The sequence below is a fragment of the Streptomyces sp. NPDC058198 genome, assembly GCF_042882605.1.
GTDB lineage: Bacteria > Actinomycetota > Actinomycetes > Streptomycetales > Streptomycetaceae > Streptomyces.
Genome location: NZ_JBHVVP010000003.1, coordinates 630612 through 650582 on the forward strand (window position 1 = coordinate 630612; position 19971 = coordinate 650582).

A 19971-nucleotide genomic window follows, 5' to 3' on the forward strand; every position below is an offset into this window, starting at 1 on the left:
TACTGATCACGGGCGGACATGCCCGGCGGCGAGCGTCCTCGCGAGCCGCCGCGCCTCCTGTACCGCGTGCGGGATGTCACCGACGGGGAAGAGCACGTGCCGTACGGTCCGCTGCCGGTCGAGGACCAGGACGCTGCGCTTGAGCCGCACCTGGCCGGCCCCGTGGAAGGTGGGCAGGCGCAGGGCGGCGGCAAGGCGCAGGTGGGTGTCCGACAGAAGGGGGTACGGCACCGACTCGGCTTGGGCGAACGCCGCCGACGACGGTTTGCTGGAGATCTCAGCACTCGATGATGTTCACCGCGAGGCCGCCGCGTGCCGTCTCCTTGTATTTGACGGACATGTCCGCGCCCGTCTCCTTCATGGTCTTGATGACCTTGTCGAGGGAGACCTTGTGGGTGCCGTCGCCGCGCAGGGCCATCTTCGCCGCCGTGACGGCCTTGACCGCCGCCATGCCGTTCCGCTCGATGCACGGGATCTGCACCAGGCCGCCGACCGGGTCGCAGGTGAGGCCGAGGTTGTGTTCCATGCCGATCTCGGCGGCGTTCTCGACCTGTTCCGTGCTGCCGCCCAGGACCTCGGCGAGGGCGCCCGCGGCCATCGAGCAGGCCGAGCCGACCTCGCCCTGGCAGCCGACCTCGGCGCCGGAGATGGAGGCGTTCTCCTTGAAGAGCATGCCGATGGCGCCGGCGGAGAGCAGGAAGCGGACCACGCTCTCGTCCTTCTCCTGCTCGGTGGCGCCGCCGGCCGCGAAGTTCATGTAGTAGTGCAGCACGGCCGGGATGATGCCCGCCGCGCCGTTGGTGGGGGCGGTGACGACGCGGCCGCCCGCGGCGTTCTCCTCGTTCACGGCCATCGCGTAGAGCGTGATCCACTCCATGGCGTGGGCCTGCGGATCGCCCTCGGCACGCAGTTGGCGTGCCGAGTGGGCGGCGCGGCGGCGGACCTTGAGGCCGCCGGGCAGGATGCCCTCGCGGCCCATCCCGCGCGAGACACACGCCTGCATAACCCGCCAGATCTCCAGCAGCCCGGCCCGGATCTCGTCCTCGGTGCGCCAGGCCTTCTCGTTCTCCAGCATCAGCGCGGAGATCGACAGGCCCGTCTCCGCCGACAGCCGGAGCAGTTCGTCGCCGGTGCGGAAGGGGTACGTCAGCACCGTGTCGTCGAGCTTGATCCGGTCCTCGCCGACCGCGTCCTCGTCCACGACGAAGCCGCCGCCCACCGAGTAGTACGTCTTCTCCAGGAGCGGGCCGCCGTCGGCGTCGTACGCGAAGACCGTCATGCCGTTGGCGTGGTACGGCAGGGTCTTGCGGCGGTGCAGCACCAGGTCCGTGTCGGCGTCGAAGGCGATCTCGTGCATCCCCAGCAGATTCAGCCGGCCGCCGGCGCGGATACGTTCCGCCTGGGCGTCGGCGTTCTCCACGTCGACGGTGCGCGGGGAGTTGCCCTCCAGGCCGAGGAGGACGGCCTTCGGGGTGCCGTGGCCGTGGCCGGTCGCGCCGAGCGAGCCGTACAGCTCGGCCCGTACGGAGGCGGTGTGCGCGAGCATGCCCTCGTTCTTGAGGCGGCGGGCGAACATACGGGCCGCGCGCATCGGGCCGACCGTGTGCGAGCTGGACGGGCCGATACCGATCGAGAACAGGTCGAAGACCGAGATGGCCACGGTGGTACTCCTTGCTGGGTTGGTAGACGCCGTTGTCTGCCGGGGTGGTGCGGAGATGACGGTGCGCGTGGAGCGGGGCACCACGCGACACGGTCCAGTGTGCGCGGTGCCCCGGAAATTCAGGCCGTACGGACGGCTACAGGCCCGGGTACAGCGGGTGCTTCGCGGCCAGGGCGGAGACCCGGCCGGCCAGCGCCTCGCGGTCGAACGACGGCTTGAGCGCCGCCGCGATGATGTCCGCGACCTCGCTGAAGTCCTCGGTGGTGAAGCCGCGGGTGGCGAGCGCCGGGGTGCCGATCCGCAGACCCGAGGTGACCATCGGGGGGCGCGGGTCGTTCGGGACGGCGTTCCGGTTGACCGTGATGCCGACCTCGTGGAGCCGGTCCTCGGCCTGCTGGCCGTCCAGCTCGGAGTGGCGCAGGTCGACGAGGACCAGATGGACGTCCGTGCCACCGGAGAGGACGGAGACGCCCACCTCGGTCACATCGGGCTGCACCAGGCGCTCGGCGAGGATACGGGCGCCGTCCAGGGTGCGCTGCTGGCGCTCCTTGAACTCGTCCGTGGCCGCCACCTTGAAGGAGACCGCCTTGGCCGCGATGACATGCTCCAGCGGGCCGCCCTGCTGACCGGGGAAGACCGCGGAGTTGATCTTCTTGGCCAGCTCCTGGGTGGAGAGGATCACACCGCCGCGCGGGCCGCCGAGGGTCTTGTGCGTGGTCGTGGTGACGACGTGCGCGTGCGGCACCGGGTTGGGGTGCAGGCCCGCGGCGACCAGACCGGCGAAGTGCGCCATGTCGACCATCAGGTACGCGCCGACCTCGTCCGCGATCCGGCGGAAGGCCGCGAAGTCCAGCTGGCGGGGGTACGCCGACCAGCCGGCCACGATCAGCTTCGGGCGGGACTCCTTGGCGAGCCGCTCGACCTCGGCCATGTCGACCTGGCCGGTCGTGTCGTCCACGTGGTACGCGACGACGTTGTAGAGCTTGCCGGAGAAGTTGATCTTCATGCCGTGGGTCAGATGCCCGCCGTGGGCGAGGTTCAGACCCATGATCGTGTCGCCGGGGGAGAGCAGCGCGAACATCGCGGCCGCGTTCGCCTGGGCGCCCGAGTGCGGCTGGACATTGGCGTGCTCGGCGCCGAACAGCGCCTTGACGCGGTCGATGGCGATCTGCTCGATCACATCGACATGCTCACAGCCGCCGTAGTAGCGGCGCCCGGGGTAGCCCTCGGCGTACTTGTTGGTCAGGACGGAGCCCTGGGCCTCCATGACCGCGACCGGAGCGAAGTTCTCCGAGGCGATCATTTCGAGGGTGGACTGCTGACGGTCGAGCTCGGCGTCGACGGCGGCGGCGACGTCCGGGTCGAGCTCGTGGAGCGAGGTGTTCAGAAGCGACTTCGAAGACATCACAGTCCCTTGGGTCTCAGGTGCCGAGGTACGTCAGTTGCCGGAAAACTCTGTGTACTCGTCGGCGGAGAGCAGGTCCTTCGGCTCCTCCGTGACGCGTACCTTGAACAGCCAGCCGCCCTCATAGGGAGCGGAGTTCACCAGCGAGGGGTCGTCCACGACGTCCTGGTTCGCTTCGACGACCTCGCCGGTCACCGGGGCGTACAGATCGCTGACCGACTTGGTCGACTCCAGCTCACCGCAGGTCTCGCCCGCGGTGACCGTGTCACCGACCTCCGGGAGCTGGACGTACACGACATCGCCGAGGGCGTTCGCCGCGTGCTCCGTGATACCGACTGTCGACACGCCCTCCTCGGCGGCCGTCAGCCACTCGTGCTCCTTGCTGTAGCGCAGCTGCTGGGGGTTGCTCATGACCTGAATTCTCCTGTACGCGGGGGAGTGCTGAGGAACAGATGTCTTACGGACCGAGACGTCCGTATCACTTCTGGCGCTTGTAGAAGGGCAGCGCCACGACCTCGTACGGCTCGTGCGAACCGCGGATGTCGACCCCGACACCGGCCGTGCCGGGCTCGGCGTGCGAGGCGTCGACATACGCCATGGCGATCGGCTTGCCCAGGGTCGGGGAAGGAGCGCCCGAGGTGACCTCGCCGACGACCGCGCCGCCGGCGACGACCTGGTAGCCGGCGCGCGGGACGCGGCGGCCCTCGGCGACCAGGCCGACCAGCTTGCGCGGCGGGGCGCTCGCGGCGCGCTCGGCGGCGGCCGTCAGGGCCGTACGCCCGACGAAGTCGCCGTCGTTCGAGGTCTTCTCGAACTTGACGACCCGGCCGAGGCCCGCGTCGAACGGGGTCAGTCCGGTGGTCAGCTCGTTCCCGTACAGCGGCATGCCCGCTTCGAGGCGGAGGGTGTCACGGCAGGACAGCCCGCAGGGCACCAGGCCGACGCCCTCGCCGGCCTCGGTCAGCGCCTGCCAGAGCCGCTCGGCGTACCGGGGCTCGACGAACAGCTCGAAGCCGTCCTCGCCGGTGTAGCCGGTCCGCGCGATCAGCGCCGGGACAGCGGCGACGGTGCCGGGCAGGCCCGCGTAGTACTTGAGCCCGTCCAGGTCGGCGTCGGTCAGCGACTTCAGGATGCCCGGGGACTCGGGGCCCTGGACGGCGAGCAGGGCGTACGCGTCGCGGTCGTCGCGCACCTCGGCGTCGAAGCCAGCCGCGCGGGCGGTCAGCGCGTCCAGCACGGTCTGCGCGTTGGAGGCGTTGGCGACGACCATGAAGGTGTCCGCACCGGGAGTGTCCTCGGCGAGGCGGTAGACGATCAGGTCGTCGAGGATCCCGCCGTCCTCCTGGCAGATCATCGTGTAGCGGGCGCGGCCGACGGCGACGGAGCCGATGTTGCCGACGAGCGCGTAGTCGAGGAGCTGTGCGGCCGCCGGTCCCGAGACGGTGATCTCGCCCATGTGGGAGAGGTCGAAGAGACCGGCCCTCGTGCGGACGGCGTTGTGCTCGTCGCGCTCACTGCCGTACCGCAGCGGCATGTCCCAGCCCGCGAAGTCGGTCATGGTCGCGCCCAGCGCACGGTGCACCGCGTCGAGCGCGGTGAGACGGGGGCTGCTGGGGGTGCTGCTCGGGGGGACGTGGCTCATCGGTGTGGCTCCCAGGGCATGACGGCGAGGACGGTCCTCCCCATCTGTCATCGGAACCTGAGAGGTTCATCACGACCACACGTAAAGACGGTCATGACTTGCACCTTGGGTGGAGCCGCACAGCTGCGGCCCGCTTTTCAGATCTGCCTCATCCACGCGGTACGGGGCCTGAGAGATTCAAGGGAGGAACTTGCTCCTTCGGCGCCCGGCGCACACGGTGACCGGGACTCTCCCGCGCGGATTCAAACGGCCGGTATGCAGTTGGCGGGCACATCATCGCACGCGTCGCGGCCGAACGGGACGGCCGGTCCACAACTCGCCGTACACCGTGAAAAGCTTGTGCCGCATTACCATTTCTTTACACTTTATGGGCAAGGGTCTTGGGCCAGGGTGACTGAGCTGACAGGGGGACGGCGATGATGTCGCAGGGGTCCGGCGCGTATGCCACGACGGCGGGGGTGCCCGCCCAGCAGGGCGCCAGGGAGGTAGTGACCGGACCGGTGCCGGTCGTCCGGGATCTGCGGGGGAGGAGCGGCCGGGTGCCGGCGGCCCTGGTCTTCGCGGCGGGAGACGTGGTGGTCGTCTCCGGGCTGCCCGGCAGCGGCAAGTCCACCCTGATCCGGCGGGCCGCCGAGGGCGGCGGGATCGACTCCCAGGACGCCAGGGACCGCTGGCGGCGCCGGCTGCCCGGCTCGCTGCCGTACGCGGTCTACCGCCCGTTCGTCCGGATCGCCCACTACCGGGGGCTGTGGCGCGCGCTGCGCTCCGGCGTGAGCGTTGTCGTCCACGACTGCGGTACGCAGACCTGGGTGCGGCGCTGGCTGGCCCGCGAGGCCCGCAGGCGCGGCCGCGGGCTCCATCTCGTCCTGCTGGACGTCACCCCCGAGGTGGCCCGCGCGGGCCAGCTCGAGCGCGGCCGCGGAGTCTCCGGCTACGCCTTCGCCCGCCACCGCCGCGCCGTCGGCCGGCTGCTCGGCGGCGCGGAGACCGGCCGCCTTCCCCGTGGCTGCGCCACAGCGGTCATCCTGGACCGGGACGCGGCGGCAGCGCTGGGCAGGATCGCCTTCCCGGCGTTGCGGGGGGAGTGAGCGCCTGTCGCTCCGGGGCCGGGCCCGCACCTTTCACCGCCCGGCCCCGCACCTCCCACCGCCCGGCCCGCGTATCGCCCATCGCGCACTGGCGCACGTTCCGGCCTGCGGCGTTAGGGTGCTGCGGCAAGGTCGAGGGTGGAGGGGAATGACTGTGAACGCAGCATGGCCGGGCAACGAGCTCGAAGAGGTGCTCGCCGCCTCGCTCGGGAGCGACACGGCGGGCGGGCGGCTGATCGAGGTGCTGGGGCGGAGCCAGGTCTGGGTGCCGCTCCCCAACGGCGGGGGCCCCGAGAGCCGCGACCTCGATCTGCCGACGATGGAGATCGAGGGCGCCCCGTACGTCCCGGTGTTCAGCTCCGAGCAGCAGTTCCTGCAGAGCGCCGGCGCCCATATGTCCTTCGCCGTCGCACCGGCCCGCGATTTCGCCCGGGGCCTGCCCCCGCAGCTCGGGATCGCGGTCAACCCGGGCGGCGCGGTCGGACTGCCGCTGCCGCCGCCCGCCGTCGCCGAGCTGTGCCGGGCGGGCCGCACCCCGCTCGACGGCCCGGCGAGCGGCGGCCGGGTCCGGCTCTTCGAGCCGGACTGGCAGGAGGACCCGGTCGACTTCCTCACCGCCGCCGCGAGCGAGTTCGAGTCCTCCGGTGTCGTGCTCTCCGCCCGCCGCGCGCTCGCCAGCGTCGAGGGTGAGGCGCCGGTGCTCTTCATAGGTGTCCAGCTCTCCTCCTGGGAGGCGGCCGACCGCAACGCCCCGATGGACGCGCTCGGCCGCGCGCTGGGCCGGGTGGGGGTGAGCTGGCCCGTCAATCTCGTGCTGCTGGACGTCGCCCAGGACCCGGTGGGCGACTGGCTGCTGGCGAAAGTGCGTCCGTTCTTCGAGCGTGGGTACGCCTGACCTGGAGCGCGGGTCCGCCCAAAAGGGACAGGCACCGGCCCGGAAGGGCCGGCCGCCTGTCCGGTGGGCACGCCCGATGTCAAGTCAGTGTCAGGACCGCCGCCTAAGCTGGTTTGATGGGTGGGGCCGGCACCGGTCGCCCGGAGGGGCCCGCCCACGACTCACACCGCGGGGGACTCCGGGGGAGCCGGCCGAATGGTGGATCGAAGAGGGGCGGAACCCAGAGTGAGCGCGTCAGGCACCGCGGCGGCCGGGCAGGTCGAGCACATGCTGCGCCAGGTGACGCCCGGGCGCCACGACGCGTACGAGGCGCTCCTCCAGGCCCTCGCCGACGACAGCGTCTGGATGCTGCTCTGGCACGGCCGGGCCGGTGCGCCCGACGCCCAGTACGGCAACATGGAGATCGACGGCCTGGGATACGCCCCGTGTGTCACCTCCGCCCAGGAGCTCTCCCTCAGCGGCTGGACCCGCGCGCACGAAGTGGTCACCGGCCAGGAGATCGCCCGCGCGCTCTACCCCGACCGCTGGGGAATCTGGCTCAACCCGCACGCACCCGGCGGCGGTGTCGGCATCCCCTGGCTCGATCTGCGGCGCATCGCCACCGGCCTCGACCGGATGCCCGCGGGACCGCTGCGGCTCTCCGAACCGGCCATCGAGCTTCCGCAGTTCTACGCCCTGCTCACGCAGAACGCGCATCGCACCCCGGCGGTCCGCTCCCTGCGCCGCGCCTGGGTGCAGCCGGCGCTCGGCGCCCCGTATCTGGCGATCGGCCTCGATCTGTACGACACGAGCCCGGCGTCCGTCGAGTCCGTACGCGCGATGATGCGGCAGTCGATCGCCGCCGTCCCGGACGGACTGCCGGTCTCCACCGTCGCGATGTCCGACGAGTACGACCCGGTGACGATGTGGCTGGGTGCCAACTCCCGCCCGTTCTACGACCGTGAGGCGCATGTGTCGCCGGCGCCGCCGTCCGGTTACGGCTACCCCCCGCCCGCCTCACGCGCCTACTGAACACCCGGCGTGCGCCCGGGACGCGGTCGGCGGATGCCCCCGTTCCGCGCTGCATAGCGGCAGTAGGGCGACATGTCCGATCTGGGGGAATAGCGACCGAGATGGTCCGCTGAGAGCCGCGCGGCGTCCGGATAACGGAAACCCTCTGAGCGCATCACGTTTGAGCAAACATTCCCCGTCAGGTCTGGCGGGTGATCGCAAAGTCGCTGAAGACTCCCTGCAGCAGGTGGTCCCGACTTCATGGACGATGCGCTGACATCAGCGGTTCCCGTCCGGGCGGACCACATGCGACATGTGATGTGAAAGAGCCGCTACAGCGGCGGTCATGGGCCGGCCACCGTCGGCCGAGAGGGGTCTCCAGCGCAATGACGGCACCTATCGAGACCACCGGGTCGGCGGCGCGAGCGCAGCCGGAAGCGGTGCTGGAAGGCGCCGGGGGCAAGCAGATCGAGGGCCGTTCGCTCGGCCGGATCGCGTGGACGCGTTTCAAGCGGGACAAGGTCGCCGTAGCGGGCGGCGTCATCGTGATCCTGCTGGTTCTTGTCGCCGTACTCTCCAAGCCGATCCAGGCGGTGTTCGGGCTCGACCCCAATGCCTTCAACCAGGACCTGGTCGACCCCACCCTGCTCGCACCCAAGGGCAGCTTCGGCGGCATCAGCTGGGATCACCCGCTGGGCGTCGAGCCGCAGACCGGCCGCGACATCCTGGCCCGCATCATCGAGGGCTCCTGGGTCTCCCTGGTGGTCGCGGCGGGATCCACGGTGCTGTCGGTCGTCATCGGCGTCGTGATGGGCGTGGTGGCGGGCTTCTACGGCGGCTGGGTGGACAGCGCCATCAGCCGCATGATGGACACCTTCCTCGCCTTCCCGCTGCTTCTCTTCGCGATCTCCATCTCGGCATCGCTCCAGGGCAGCGCGTTCGGCCTGGAAGGGCTTCCGCTGCGCATCGCGGTGCTGATCTTCGTCATCGGCTTCTTCAGCTGGCCGTACATCGGCCGGATCGTGCGCGCGCAGACGCTGAGCCTGCGTGAGCGGGAGTTCGTGGAGGCGGCCAGGTCCCTGGGCGCACGCGGCCCGTTCATCCTGTTCCGCGAGCTGCTGCCCAACCTGGTCGCGCCGATCCTCGTCTACTCGACGCTGCTGATCCCCACCAACATCCTCTTCGAGGCTTCTCTCAGCTTCCTTGGGGTCGGTATCGCTCCACCGCAGTCTTCATGGGGCGGCATGCTGTCCACCGCGGTCGATCTCTACCAGGTCGACCCGATGTTCATGATCATCCCCGGCATGGCGATCTTCATCACCGTGCTGGCCTTCAATCTGCTGGGGGACGGGCTGCGTGACGCACTCGACCCCCGTGGCAAGTAATAGCGGCCCTGCCGCATCGGTCAATCGAGGGGGCTTTCCTCAGGATGAACAGCAGAAAGACGGCAGCGGCCATCGCCGTGACGCTGGCCATGGCGCTCGGTGCGAGTGCCTGTGGCAGCTCCGACAAGGACACTGACGACAGCAGCGGCGGTGGCGGCAGTGCCAAGGTCGATGCCGCGATGTCGAGCATCGTCAACGCGACCGACAAGAAGGGGGGGACGGTCACCTACGAGCACTCCAGTGGTCCCGACTCCCTGGACCCGGGCAACACGTACTACGGCTGGGTGCAGAACTTCTCCCGTCTGTACGGCCGTTCCCTGGTCACCTTCAAGCCGGCCGCCGGCAAGGAGGGTCTCGAGGTCGTCCCCGACCTCGCGACCGGACTCGGCAAGGCGAGCGCGGACGCCAAGACCTGGACCTACACGCTCCGCAAGGGCGTCAAGTACCAGGACGGCACCGAGATCACCTCGAAGGACGTCAAGTACGCCGTCGAGCGCAGCAACTTCGCGCCCGAGGCGCTGTCCAACGGTCCGACCTACTTCAAGGCGTACCTTGAGGGCGGCGACAAGTACAAGGGTCCGTACAAGGACAAGTCCCCCGAGGGTCTGAAGTCCATCGAGACCCCGGACGACTACACGATCGTCTTCAAGCTCAACAAGCCGTTCGCGGACATGGACTACCTGGCCGCCTTCTCGCAGACCGCTCCGGTCCCGCAGAAGGCCGACAAGGGTGCCGAGTACGTCCAGAACATCGTCTCCTCCGGCCCGTACAAGTTCGACTCGTACAGCGAGAGCAGCGGCGCGACCCTCTCCCGGAACCCCGAGTGGGACCAGGCGAACGACCCGATCCGCAAGGCTCTGCCGGACAAGATCGAGCTGAAGTTCAACGTCAACGCCACCACGATCGACGAGCACCTGCTCAACGACTCGATCACGGCGGACGTCGGCGGCACCGGCCTCCAGGCCAAGACGCAGCCGAAGGTGCTCGTCAAGGCCGCCGAGAAGGCCAAGACGGACAACCCGTACGCGGGCGCGCTCCAGTACATGGCGATGAACGTCAACGTGAAGCCGTTCGACAACGCCGACTGCCGCAAGGCCGTGCAGTACGCGGTCGACAAGGCCGGCGCGGTCAACTCCATCGGCGGCTCGGTCAAGGGTGACCCTGCGACCACGCTGATCCCGCCGTCGGTGAGCGGTTACAAGAAGTTCGACCTGTACGCGACGCCGGGCAACAAGGGCGACGCGGCCAAGTCCAAGGCGGCTCTCACCGCCTGTGGCAAGCCGGGCGGCTTCAAGACCACGCTGACGGCCCGTGCGGACCGTCCCGACGAGGTCACCGTGGCCACCCAGATCCAGGAGAGCCTGAAGAAGGTCGGGATCGCGGCGGAGATCAAGACCTTCCCGTCCGACAAGTACTTCACGGACTTCGCCGGTGTGCCGGACTGGGTCCACAAGAACAACGCGGGCCTCATGATGATGGCCTGGGGTGCCGACTGGCCGACCGGCTTCGGTTTCCTCGACCAGATCGTGAACGGTTCGGCCATCAAGCCGTCCGGTGGCACGAACCTGATGGAGCTGAACGACCCGAAGATCAACAAGGCGCTGTCCGACGGCATCGGCACCGTTGACCCCGCGGCCCGCCAGGCGGCCTGGGGCAACGTCGACCAGCTCGTCATGGAGAACGCCTCGGTCGTTCCGCTGTTCTACCGCAAGAACCTGCTCTACCGGCCGGACTCCGCGGCCAACGTCACGGTCACCGAGGCCTACCTCGGCATGTACGACTACGTGCTGATGACCTCGTCCAAGTGACGGTGACACCGGGTGATCCCGGTGACACCACGTAACACCTGTACATCAAAACAGCACCCCCCGAAAGGCAGGTGAAGGTGTCGGGCCGTCCGGGCGTACCCCGCCCGGACGGCCCGGCACCAAACGGCTGTGGCTGCGTACATCATCCGACGCGTCTTCGCCGCGGTGTTGCTGCTGCTGGTGGTCAGCGCAGTCACGTTCGCGATCTTCTTCCTCGTGCCCCGTCTCGGCGGGCAGACGACCGACTCGCTGGCCGCCCAGTACATCGGCAAGAGTCCTACCCCGGACGCCATCGCCGCTGTCAAGAAGAATCTGGGGCTCGACCAGCCCGTCTACCTCCAGTACTGGGACTTCATCAAGGCCATCGTGGTCGGTGCCGAGTACAACTTCGGCCCCAACCCCTCGGTCTGTCACGTCCCCTGCTTCGGCTACTCGTTCAAGACCCATGTCGAGATCTGGCCCGAGATCCTCCGCCGCATACCGGTGACCCTGTCGCTCGCCGTCGGCGCAGCGGTGCTCTGGGTCATCTCCGGTGTCGCCATCGGTGTGCTCTCCGCGCTCAAGCGGGGATCGATCTTCGACCGGCTCGCCATGGCCGTCGCCCTGGCCGGCGTCTCGCTGCCGATGTTCTTCACCGGCCTGGTCGCCGCCGCCCTGTTCAGCTTCCACTGGACGATCTGGGACAGCATCGAGTTCGTACCGTTCACCGAGAATCCGGCCGAATGGGCCTGGAATCTGATTCTTCCCTGGTGCACGCTCGCCTTCCTCTACTCGGCGCTCTACGCACGGCTCACCCGAGCCGGGATGCTGGAGACGATGGGCGAGGACTACATCAGAACCGCGCGGGCCAAGGGTCTGCGCGAGCGCAAGGTGATCTTCAAGCACGGCCTGCGCGCCGCGCTGACCCCGCTCGTCACCATCTTCGGCATGGACTTCGCACTGCTGCTCGGTGGCGCGGTCATCACCGAGCGCGTCTTCAGCTTCCAGGGCATGGGCGCCTACGCCATCCAGGGCGTGATCCAGAGCGACCTGCCCAAGGTGATGGGTGTGACGATCGTCGCCGCCTTCTTCATCGTTGTCTGCAACCTGCTGGTGGACCTTGTGTACGCCGCGATCGACCCCCGGGTGAGGCTCTCATGAGCGACGTACGCAAGACGGACGCGGACGAGGCCGCCACGGGGACGAGCACGGGTACGGATTCCGCGGGTGCCGCCGAGAAGTTCCTGTCCGTACGGGACCTCCGCATCCACTTCGACACCGACGACGGCCTGGTGAAGTCCGTCGACGGCGTCAGCTTCGACCTGAAGGCCGGCCAGACGCTCGGCATCGTCGGCGAGTCCGGCTCGGGCAAGTCCGTGACCTCGCTGGGCATCATGGGCCTGCACAACTCCGAGCGGGCCCGGATCTCCGGTGAGATCTGGCTGGACGGCGAGGAGCTGATCGGCGCCGGAGCCGAGCGGGTGCGCAAGCTGCGTGGCCGGAAGATGGCGATGATCTTCCAGGACCCGCTGTCCGCGCTGCACCCGTACTACAGCATCGGCGCGCAGATCGTGGAGGCCTACCGCGTCCACAACGCGGTCGACAAGAAGACCGCCAAGAAGCGGGCCGTCGACATGCTCGACCGGGTCGGGATCCCCGAGCCCGCCCGGCGCTTCCACGACTTCCCGCACCAGTTCTCCGGCGGTATGCGCCAGCGCGCGATGATCGCGATGGCCCTGGTCAATAACCCCGAGCTGCTGATCGCCGACGAGCCGACGACGGCCCTGGACGTGACCGTCCAGGCACAGATCCTCGACCTCATCCGCGATCTGCAGAAGGAGTTCAGGTCGGCGGTCGTCATCATCACCCACGACCTGGGCGTCGTCGCCGAGATCGCGGACGACCTGCTGGTGATGTACGCCGGCCGCTGCATCGAGCGCGGATCCGCCGAGAAGGTCTTCTACCAGCCGCAGCACCCCTACACCTGGGGCCTGCTGGGCTCGATGCCCCGCATCGACCGGGAACAGACCGAACGGCTGGTGCCGGTCAAGGGCACCCCGCCCAGTCTGATCAACGTGCCGTCCGGCTGCGCCTTCCATCCGCGCTGCCCGTACGCCGACATCCCCAAGGACAACGTCACCCGCACCGAGCGTCCGGAGCTGCGGCAGATCACCGACGGGCACTTCTCCGCCTGCCACATGTCGCCGGCGGAGCGGGAACAGATCTGGACCGAAGAGATTGCGCCGAAGCTGTGACTGATCTGAGCAAGAAGATTCCGCAGCAGGCGTCGGACAGTTCCGGACCCGAGCCGCTCCTCAAGGTCACCGGCCTGGTCAAGCACTTCCCGATCACCAAGGGTGTGCTCAAGCGCAAGGTGGGGGCGGTCCAGGCGGTCGACGGACTCTCCTTCGACGTGCGCCCGGGGGAGACCCTCGGTGTGGTCGGCGAGTCGGGCTGTGGCAAGTCGACCATGGGCCGGCTGATCACCCGGCTGCTCGAACCGACCGCTGGAAAGGTCGAGTTCCAGGGGCGGGACATCACGCATCTGTCCGCCGGCGCGATGCGGCCGATGCGCCGTGACGTCCAGATGATCTTCCAGGACCCGTACGGTTCGCTGAACCCGCGCCACACCATCGGCGGGATCGTCAGCACCCCCTTCAAGCTCCAGGGCATCGAGCCCGAGGGCGGCGTGAAGCGGGAGGTCCAGCGGCTGCTGGAGCTGGTGGGCCTCAGCCCCGAGCACTACAACCGCTATCCGCACGAGTTCTCCGGCGGTCAGCGGCAGCGCATCGGGATCGCGCGGGCGCTCGCGCTCAACCCGAAGCTGGTCGTCGCCGACGAGCCGGTCTCGGCGCTGGACGTGTCGATTCAGGCGCAGGTGGTGAACCTGCTGGACGACCTCCAGGACGAGCTGGGTCTGACGTACGTGATCATCGCGCACGACCTGTCGGTCATCCGCCATGTCTCGGACCGGATCGCGGTGATGTACCTCGGCAAGATCGTCGAGCTGTCGGACCGCAAGTCGCTGTACGAGTCGCCGATGCACCCGTACACCAAGGCGCTGCTCTCCGCCGTGCCGGTGCCCGACCCGGGCAGGCGCGGGGCGAAGAGCGACCGGATCCTGCTCAAGGGCGATGTGCCGTCGCCGATCTCGCCGCCGAGCGGCTGCCGCTTCCACACCCGGTGCTGGAAGGCGACAGAGATCTGCAAGACGACCGAGCCGCCGCTGATCCAGCTCGCCCTGGGCCACCAGGCGGCCTGCCACCACCCGGAGAACGCTCCGGACCAGCACCCCGAGGACACGGTGCTGCTGTCGGACCTGGCGGACCGCGAGACGATCGAGCTGGCGGACGTGCCGGCCGGAACGTCCGAGGACCCGGCCGCGGACTCGGCCGGCGAGGTCTCCAAGGACGCGGGAGCCCCGGTCAAGGAGTAGGCCAGGAAACAGCCCCGGCCGGCCCAGCGGATGGGCCGGCCGGGGCTGTTCTGCTTCCCGGCACAATGAACAGGTGTTCCACGACCTCGTCACGCCCTCCGTCCAGCACGCGCTCGACCTCGCGGGCATCTTCGTCTTCGCGATATCCGGCGCGCTGCTCGCCGTACGCAAGAACTTCGACGTCTTCGGTATGGCGGTGCTGGCCGAGATCACCGCGCTGGGCGGGGGGCTGCTCCGCGACCTGATCATCGGTGCCGTCCCGCCGGCCGCCTTCACCGATCTCGGCTACTTCTCCATGCCCCTGGTGGCGACCACCCTGGTGTTCTTCCTGCATCCCCAGGTCGAGCGCATCCAGGGCTCGGTCAATGTCTTCGACGCGGCGGGGCTCGGCCTCTTCTGTGTCACGGGCACCACCAAGGCGTACGAGTACGGCCTCGGCCTCACCGCCTCGGTGGTGCTCGGTCTGGCCACGGCGGTCGGCGGCGGTGTGCTGCGCGACGTCCTCGCCAACGAGGTGCCCTCACTGCTGCGCTGGGACCGCGATCTGTACGCCGTCCCGGCCATCGTCGGCGCCACGATGGTGGCGCTCTGCATCCGCTTCGACACGCTGAACGCGCTGACCAGCGGTCTCGCCGTACTGACCGCCTTCCTTCTGCGGCTACTGGCGATGCGTTTCCACTGGCGGGCGCCGCGCGCCTGGAACCGGCGCTCGGACGCGGCCGAGGAGACCACCCCGGCCCGAGGTTAAGCTACCGCTTAGTATGATCCTGTTGTACGGTTACCTGTCATGGCACAGGCATCCATCGGGGACAGCGAGTTCGACCGTGGCACCGCTGTCACCCCGCGTGAACCGGGCGTCTATGACGCGCAGCTCTCCCCGGGCTGGACGATCATGAACGTACTCAACGGCGGCTATCTGCTGGCGACGATCGGCCGCGCCCTCGGTGACGCCCTGCCGCATCCCCATCCGTTCGCCGTCTCGGCGCACTACCTCACCCCGTCGGTGCCCGGCCCCGCCGTGGTGCGAACCGAGACCATACGGTCCGGCCGTACGCTCTCCACCGGTCAGGCGTCCCTCTTCCAGACCGAGGAGGACGGCAGCGAGGTCGAGCGGATCCGGGTCCTCGCCTCCTACGGAGATCTGGAGACGCTGCCCGACGACGTACGGACGACGGCGAAGCCGCCCGCGATCCCGCCGCTGGAGCACTGCGTCAGTACCGCGGACGGGCCGTCGCAGCCCGGCGACTTCTCGATGATCGACCGGCTCGCCATGAGGATCGACCCGGCCACGATCGGCTGGGCCGTGGGCGCGCCCTCCGGTACGGGGGAGATGCGCGCCTGGTTCGCCCTCGCGGACGGCCGCGACGCCGATCCGCTCTCGCTGCTGCTCACCGTGGACGCGCTGCCGCCGACCTCGTTCGAGCTGGGCCTGCGGGGCTGGACCCCGACCATCGAGCTGACCATCCATGTCCGCTGCCGCCCGGCGCCCGGGCCGCTGCGGGTCGCCATCACCACCCGTAACCTCGCCGGCGGCTTCCTGGAGGAGGACGCGGAGGTCTGGGACAGCGCGGACCGCCTGGTCGCCCAGGCCCGCCAACTGGCCCGCGCGCCACGCGACTGAACGGGCCGCGCGACTGAACGGGCCGCGCGACGGACGGGCCGCGCGACTGAACGGGCCGCGCGACGGACGGGCCGCGCGACTGAACGGGCCGAGTGGCGGACGGGCCGCGTGGCGTCCACCGGCCACCGCGGGACCGGCTGCGTGACGGCGGGCCCGCGGCTCGTAGAATCGAGCCCACCATGGCTTACCTCGACCACGCCGCGACCACTCCGATGCTGCCGGAGGCGATCGAGGCGATGACCGCCCAGTTCGCCTTCGCCGGCAACGCCTCCTCGCTCCATGCCGCCGGGCGCCGGGCCCGCCGTACCGTCGAGGAGGCCCGCGAGACGCTCGCGGAGGCCCTCGGCGCACGGCCCAGCGAGGTGGTCTTCACCTCGGGCGGCACGGAGGCGGACAACCTCGCCGTGAAGGGCCTGTACTGGTCCCGCCGCGACGCCGACCCCGCCAGGACCAGGGTGCTGGCCAGCCCGGTGGAGCACCACGCCGTCCTGGACGCCGTCGACTGGCTCGGCGAACACGAGGGCGCGACCGTCGAGTACCTGCCGGTCGACGCCTACGGCCGGGTCCTCCCCGAGACGCTGCGCGCGGCCATCGAACGGAACCCCCAGGACGTCGCCCTCGCCACCGTCATGTGGGCCAACAACGAGATCGGCACCATCCTGCCGGTCCGTGAACTGGCCGATGTGGCGGCGGAATTCGACATTCCGCTGCACTCCGACGCCGTGCAGGCCTTCGGCCAGACGGAACTGGACTTCGCCGCCTCGGGACTGGCCGCGATGACCGTTTCCGGCCACAAGATCGGCGGCCCCTACGGCATCGGCGCCCTGCTGCTCGGCCGCGAGCACACCCCCGTACCCGTGCTGCACGGCGGCGGCCAGGAGCGTCATGTGCGCTCAGGCACCCTCGACGTCCCCGCCATCGCCGCCTTCGCCGTCGCGGGCCGGCTGGCCGCGCAGCGGCGCGAGGACTTCGCCCGCGAGATCGGCGCCCTGCGGGACGAACTGATCAAGGCCGTATGCGACGCCGTCCCCGACGCGGTCCTCGGCGGCGACCCCGACCACCGCCTCCCGGCCAACGCCCACTTCAGCTTCCCCGGCTGCGAGGGGGACTCGCTGCTCCTGCTCCTGGACGCCCAGGGCATCGAGTGCTCGACGGGCTCGGCCTGCACGGCGGGCGTGGCCCAGCCCAGCCATGTCCTGCTGGCCACCGGCAGCGACCCCGACCTGGCCAGGGGCACCCTGCGCTTCTCCCTCGGCCACACCTCGACCAGGGCGGACATCGAAGCGGTCGCCAAGGCCATCGCCCCCGCGGTAAAACGAGCCAGAAGCGCCGGCCTCAGCTGACCCCGCGCCGGGCGTGACCCGTCCGGGGCGAGCACCCGCTACGGCGAACCGCCGCCGCCCCTCATCTGCTCGGGCGGCTGGGGCCCCGGTGAGGGCGACGCGCCGGTGCGCACCTGCTGCCAGATCGACAGCAGTGCCACGACCTGGGCGACGAAGAAGGCGATCTGCACGGACGCCGTACGCAACTGGTAGAGGGAGAGCAGCAGCCCCGCCCGGGTCGGCCAGTAGTGCTTCTCCGAACGGAAGGTGTCGACGTCCATCGCGACGCCACTGAGGGACAGGACGAGGAGCAGCAGGGACGCCCACAGGGTGCTCGTGCCGACCGCCTGGCCGAAGGCCACATTGCCCAGCCGGTCGACCAGGACGGGCAGGGCGCACGTCAGCGACAGTCCCAGCGCCCGGACAGGGCCGCGCCGGCCGGGCAGCACCCGCCACAGCGCGCCGAGGGTGAACCCGGCGCATGCCCAGACGATCTGCTGACTGATCACGTACTCGACGAAGCCCGCCAGGCCGAAGCGCGCACTGAACATGTCCGCCCAGAGCACCCCCTTGACCTGGTCCGCCCAGAACAGCACGGCGGTGGCGGGCAGCCCGAAGAGCGAGGCGAAGAACGCCGCCCGGCCGGCATTGCCCAGCCACGTCGCCCGTGGGCCCCAGGCGAGCGCCAGCTCCACCGGCCGCACCGAGTCCGGCAGCGGCACCCGGGTGTGCGGATGCGTCGCGTGGGGTGGTGTCCAGCGGTGCAGGCGGTCGAGCGTCCGCTCGATGGCCGCGCGCTCCTTGTCGCCCTGCCCCTGTTCCAGCCGGCGCAGCTGAGCGTGCAGCTCCCGCTGGCGGCGGGCCGATCCGATGAGCCGCTGCCGGTCGCCGTCCTTCACCACGCTGAGCAGCGGAACGCCGGGCACCAGCTCCTGGGCGAGGACCGAACGCCATCGGCCGAGGGCGAGCAGCCCGGACAGCGTCAGCCAGAACACGAACAGGGATATCAGCGGGACCGGAGTGCCGCCGTACCAGCCCATCACGGGGGCCACCCCGATCACGAAGAAGACCCGGAGGACCAGCCATTCCGTCCTCGACGGGGCGGAGACGGTGGCGTGGGGCGCCGCCGACCGCGCACGCAGTACGGCGAGCAGGGCGATCGGAGTCGTCCACCACCAGATGGTGAAACCGAGCCAGTCCGGCAGATCGGACGCGAACCAGGCGAGATCCCAGAACAGATCGTATGTGTGCCGATGACCGTAGTTCCAGTCGCTCTTCTGCGTGCTGAGCCAGCTGATCCGCTCCCAGTTGTTCTCCGCCGCCCACAGACCCGCCGCCGGGAGGAACAGCGCGAAGAGAGCGAGCAGGCCGAGAACGCTGTGCGGGAAGCGGCCGGGGGAGGTGGCCGCAGGGGGAGTGGCGAAGGACCGCCACAGCCGCAGCGCGCAGGACACGACGCCGACCAGCCAGATGAAGGCGAGGGCGGCGCAGGCCAGGGCCAGCCAGTAGGCGCCGCCGGTGGCGGCGAGCCGGTCGACACCCTCCGGGTCGCTCTCCCAGTCCAGGGCGAAGCGGTGGGGCAGGGCGAAGGTCTCGGGGGTGAGCGCCACCGCGGTGATGTACGCACCGGAGAGCAGCACAGAGACCGTGGCGACGAGCCGTGGCTTTCCGAAGAGACACATCAGCCCGCCCATGGCGGTGGACAGCAGCAGATGGATGGATATGCGGTTCTGCGACCAGAAATCGCCGGAACCCAGCGTCTGCCTGAGGTGGTTCAGCAGATTGTCGTCGAGCGCGTAGGCGAGCATGACGGCGAACAGGAGCCAGGCCCACAGCAGCAGGTTCCGGCGAGCCGCTTCCTCGGCCGGTGTCGGTAGCGACGAGACGGCATCACGCCGCAGCTGCCACAGCGTGGCGAGCAGCATCGCGAACACCGCGAAGTCCCAGGTCATCCAGGCGAACGCGGAGTAGATGTACCAGGGGTACGTGCTCCACCTGGCCGCCATCGCCTTGGCGGCGGGCGGCTGGAGCAACAGGCGCACCTCGGGGGGCCGGTGGCCGGCCTTGGTCTGCGTCCAGGTCAGCAGACCGGCCGATCCGGCGGCCGGGGCGGGTGAGACGGACCGCGCGGCCCGTTCACCGAGGTCGACCTCGACCTCTTTCCACCAGGACCCGGCGAGAGCCCGCGGATGGATCAGCCTCAGCGTCCAGAAACGCTTGCCGGCCTCGATGCGCCACGGTCCGAAGTCCCGCTCGCTGAGGTCGTTCACCCAGGTCGAGGCCCGGTACTCGACGACGACCCACGCCTTGTCGAGAGAGATCTTCGGCGCTCGGTAGCGCCATTCCGAGTCGCGGTAGGGGACGGTCGTGGCGGGATCCCGGAAGAGGCAGCGCATGGCGGCGCGGTACGGCTCCGTATCGCCGTTGAGCAGCAGGTTCGAGGACCGCTTCCAGGAGGTGGGGACCTTGACGACGAAGACGCTCTCGGCCATCGAGTAGTCCTGGCCGTCATGATCGAGTCGTACGGACGCGGTCACCTGGGCCTTGGCCAGCTGCTCGGTGGCGCAGACGTCGTCGCCGGGCGCCGGAGCGGCGGCCGCGGCGGGAGTGGCCGGGCAGGCCAGCAGAAAGACCAGCCCGAGCAGCATCAGCCCGAACGCCTTCGGTAATCGCCTCATGACCGCCGTATGTATCACCTGTCGCGTCGGGCTGGACACCCTGGATCGGGCTCTGTTGCCGA

General features: G+C 69.7%; 17 protein-coding genes and 1 riboswitch. Of the genes, 11 read left to right on the forward strand and 6 right to left on the reverse strand.

The genetic code is table 11. The features are described 5' to 3' along the window. Positions 1–6: 6 nt before the first annotated feature. The 5 genes from ACFVWW_RS15160 to gcvT form a co-directional block, all read right to left on the reverse strand. Positions 7–231: a hypothetical protein gene (locus ACFVWW_RS15160; RefSeq protein ID WP_384334467.1), complete on the reverse strand. Its 225-nt coding sequence runs from the start codon at positions 229–231 to the stop codon at positions 7–9. Positions 232–277: 46 nt separating this feature from the next. After that, positions 278–1660 carry an L-serine ammonia-lyase gene (locus ACFVWW_RS15165; protein ID WP_384334465.1) on the reverse strand — a complete coding sequence of 461 codons (1383 nt, stop codon included), beginning with the start codon at positions 1658–1660 and terminating at the stop codon, positions 278–280. A 136-nt stretch (positions 1661–1796) separates the two neighbouring features. Continuing rightward, positions 1797–3065 carry a serine hydroxymethyltransferase gene (glyA, locus tag ACFVWW_RS15170; protein ID WP_384189386.1) on the reverse strand — a complete coding sequence of 423 codons (1269 nt, stop codon included), beginning with the start codon at positions 3063–3065 and terminating at the stop codon, positions 1797–1799. Positions 3066–3098: 33 nt separating this feature from the next. After that, positions 3099–3476, reverse strand: a complete 378-nt coding sequence (gcvH, locus tag ACFVWW_RS15175) for a glycine cleavage system protein GcvH (RefSeq protein ID WP_384189384.1) — start codon at positions 3474–3476, stop codon at positions 3099–3101. A 67-nt stretch (positions 3477–3543) separates the two neighbouring features. Then, positions 3544–4707, reverse strand: a complete 1164-nt coding sequence (gene gcvT, locus ACFVWW_RS15180; RefSeq protein WP_386878244.1) for a glycine cleavage system aminomethyltransferase GcvT — start codon at positions 4705–4707, stop codon at positions 3544–3546. Positions 4708–4854: 147 nt separating this feature from the next. Next, positions 4855–4952, reverse strand: a riboswitch (glycine riboswitch). Positions 4953–5123: 171 nt separating this feature from the next. Here gcvT and ACFVWW_RS15185 point away from each other — a divergent pair. The 11 genes from ACFVWW_RS15185 (at position 5124) to ACFVWW_RS15235 (ending at position 17252) form a co-directional block, all read left to right on the forward strand. Next, the gene (locus ACFVWW_RS15185; RefSeq protein ID WP_384189380.1) at positions 5124–5795 is read left to right on the forward strand and encodes an AAA family ATPase; all 672 of its coding nucleotides are present in this window, start codon (positions 5124–5126) and stop codon (positions 5793–5795) included. A gap of 148 nt (positions 5796–5943) precedes the next feature. Beyond that, a complete protein-coding gene (locus tag ACFVWW_RS15190; protein ID WP_384189378.1) occupies positions 5944–6690 on the forward strand; it encodes an enhanced serine sensitivity protein SseB in 747 nt (248 codons plus the stop codon). A 225-nt stretch (positions 6691–6915) separates the two neighbouring features. Then, the gene (locus ACFVWW_RS15195) at positions 6916–7701 is read left to right on the forward strand and encodes an enhanced serine sensitivity protein SseB C-terminal domain-containing protein (RefSeq protein ID WP_386878245.1); all 786 of its coding nucleotides are present in this window, start codon (positions 6916–6918) and stop codon (positions 7699–7701) included. Positions 7702–8066: 365 nt separating this feature from the next. Beyond that, a complete protein-coding gene (locus tag ACFVWW_RS15200; protein WP_384189374.1) occupies positions 8067–9065 on the forward strand; it encodes an ABC transporter permease in 999 nt (332 codons plus the stop codon). Positions 9066–9109: 44 nt separating this feature from the next. After that, a complete protein-coding gene (locus ACFVWW_RS15205; RefSeq protein WP_384189372.1) occupies positions 9110–10873 on the forward strand; it encodes an ABC transporter substrate-binding protein in 1764 nt (587 codons plus the stop codon). A 129-nt stretch (positions 10874–11002) separates the two neighbouring features. Then, positions 11003–12013 (forward strand): ABC transporter permease, encoded by a 1011-nt coding sequence (locus tag ACFVWW_RS15210; RefSeq protein ID WP_384334456.1) that lies wholly within the window; start codon positions 11003–11005, stop codon positions 12011–12013. After that, positions 12010–13107, forward strand: a complete 1098-nt coding sequence (locus ACFVWW_RS15215) for an ABC transporter ATP-binding protein (RefSeq protein WP_386878246.1) — start codon at positions 12010–12012, stop codon at positions 13105–13107. The genes ACFVWW_RS15210 and ACFVWW_RS15215 overlap by 4 nt, the downstream gene beginning before the upstream one ends. Then, entirely contained in the window at positions 13104–14288 is a 1185-nt protein-coding gene (locus ACFVWW_RS15220) for an ABC transporter ATP-binding protein (protein ID WP_384189366.1), read from the forward strand. Before ACFVWW_RS15215 ends, ACFVWW_RS15220 begins: the two co-directional genes overlap by 4 nt. 73 nt (positions 14289–14361) lie before the next feature. Beyond that, positions 14362–15036 (forward strand): trimeric intracellular cation channel family protein, encoded by a 675-nt coding sequence (locus ACFVWW_RS15225; protein WP_384189365.1) that lies wholly within the window; start codon positions 14362–14364, stop codon positions 15034–15036. A gap of 39 nt (positions 15037–15075) precedes the next feature. Beyond that, on the forward strand, positions 15076–15909 hold the full coding sequence (locus tag ACFVWW_RS15230) for a thioesterase family protein (protein ID WP_384189363.1): 834 nt from the start codon (positions 15076–15078) through the stop codon (positions 15907–15909). 179 nt (positions 15910–16088) lie between these two features. Then, positions 16089–17252 carry a cysteine desulfurase family protein gene (locus ACFVWW_RS15235; RefSeq protein WP_386878247.1) on the forward strand — a complete coding sequence of 388 codons (1164 nt, stop codon included), beginning with the start codon at positions 16089–16091 and terminating at the stop codon, positions 17250–17252. Between the two features lie 38 nt (positions 17253–17290). Here the strand turns inward: ACFVWW_RS15235 and ACFVWW_RS15240 are convergent, their stop codons facing one another. After that, on the reverse strand, positions 17291–19909 hold the full coding sequence (locus ACFVWW_RS15240) for a DUF6185 family protein (protein ID WP_386878248.1): 2619 nt from the start codon (positions 19907–19909) through the stop codon (positions 17291–17293). Between the last annotated feature and the right edge of the window lie 62 nt (positions 19910–19971).

What these genes read in the sequence shown, in the direction of transcription:
- ACFVWW_RS15185 (WP_384189380.1), top strand. Translation starts at nt 5,124, where the DNA reads ATGATGTCGCAGGGGTCCGGCGCGTATGCCACGACGGCGGGGGTGCCC.
- ACFVWW_RS15235 (WP_386878247.1), top strand. Translation starts at nt 16,089, where the DNA reads ATGGCTTACCTCGACCACGCCGCGACCACTCCGATGCTGCCGGAGGCG.
- ACFVWW_RS15190 (WP_384189378.1), top strand. Translation starts at nt 5,944, where the DNA reads ATGACTGTGAACGCAGCATGGCCGGGCAACGAGCTCGAAGAGGTGCTC.
- gcvH (WP_384189384.1), bottom strand. Translation starts at nt 3,476, where the DNA reads ATGAGCAACCCCCAGCAGCTGCGCTACAGCAAGGAGCACGAGTGGCTG.
- ACFVWW_RS15200 (WP_384189374.1), top strand. Translation starts at nt 8,067, where the DNA reads ATGACGGCACCTATCGAGACCACCGGGTCGGCGGCGCGAGCGCAGCCG.
- ACFVWW_RS15240 (WP_386878248.1), bottom strand. Translation starts at nt 19,909, where the DNA reads ATGAGGCGATTACCGAAGGCGTTCGGGCTGATGCTGCTCGGGCTGGTC.
- ACFVWW_RS15205 (WP_384189372.1), top strand. Translation starts at nt 9,110, where the DNA reads ATGAACAGCAGAAAGACGGCAGCGGCCATCGCCGTGACGCTGGCCATG.
- ACFVWW_RS15215 (WP_386878246.1), top strand. Translation starts at nt 12,010, where the DNA reads ATGAGCGACGTACGCAAGACGGACGCGGACGAGGCCGCCACGGGGACG.
- glyA (WP_384189386.1), bottom strand. Translation starts at nt 3,065, where the DNA reads ATGTCTTCGAAGTCGCTTCTGAACACCTCGCTCCACGAGCTCGACCCG.
- gcvT (WP_386878244.1), bottom strand. Translation starts at nt 4,707, where the DNA reads ATGAGCCACGTCCCCCCGAGCAGCACCCCCAGCAGCCCCCGTCTCACC.
- ACFVWW_RS15230 (WP_384189363.1), top strand. Translation starts at nt 15,076, where the DNA reads ATGGCACAGGCATCCATCGGGGACAGCGAGTTCGACCGTGGCACCGCT.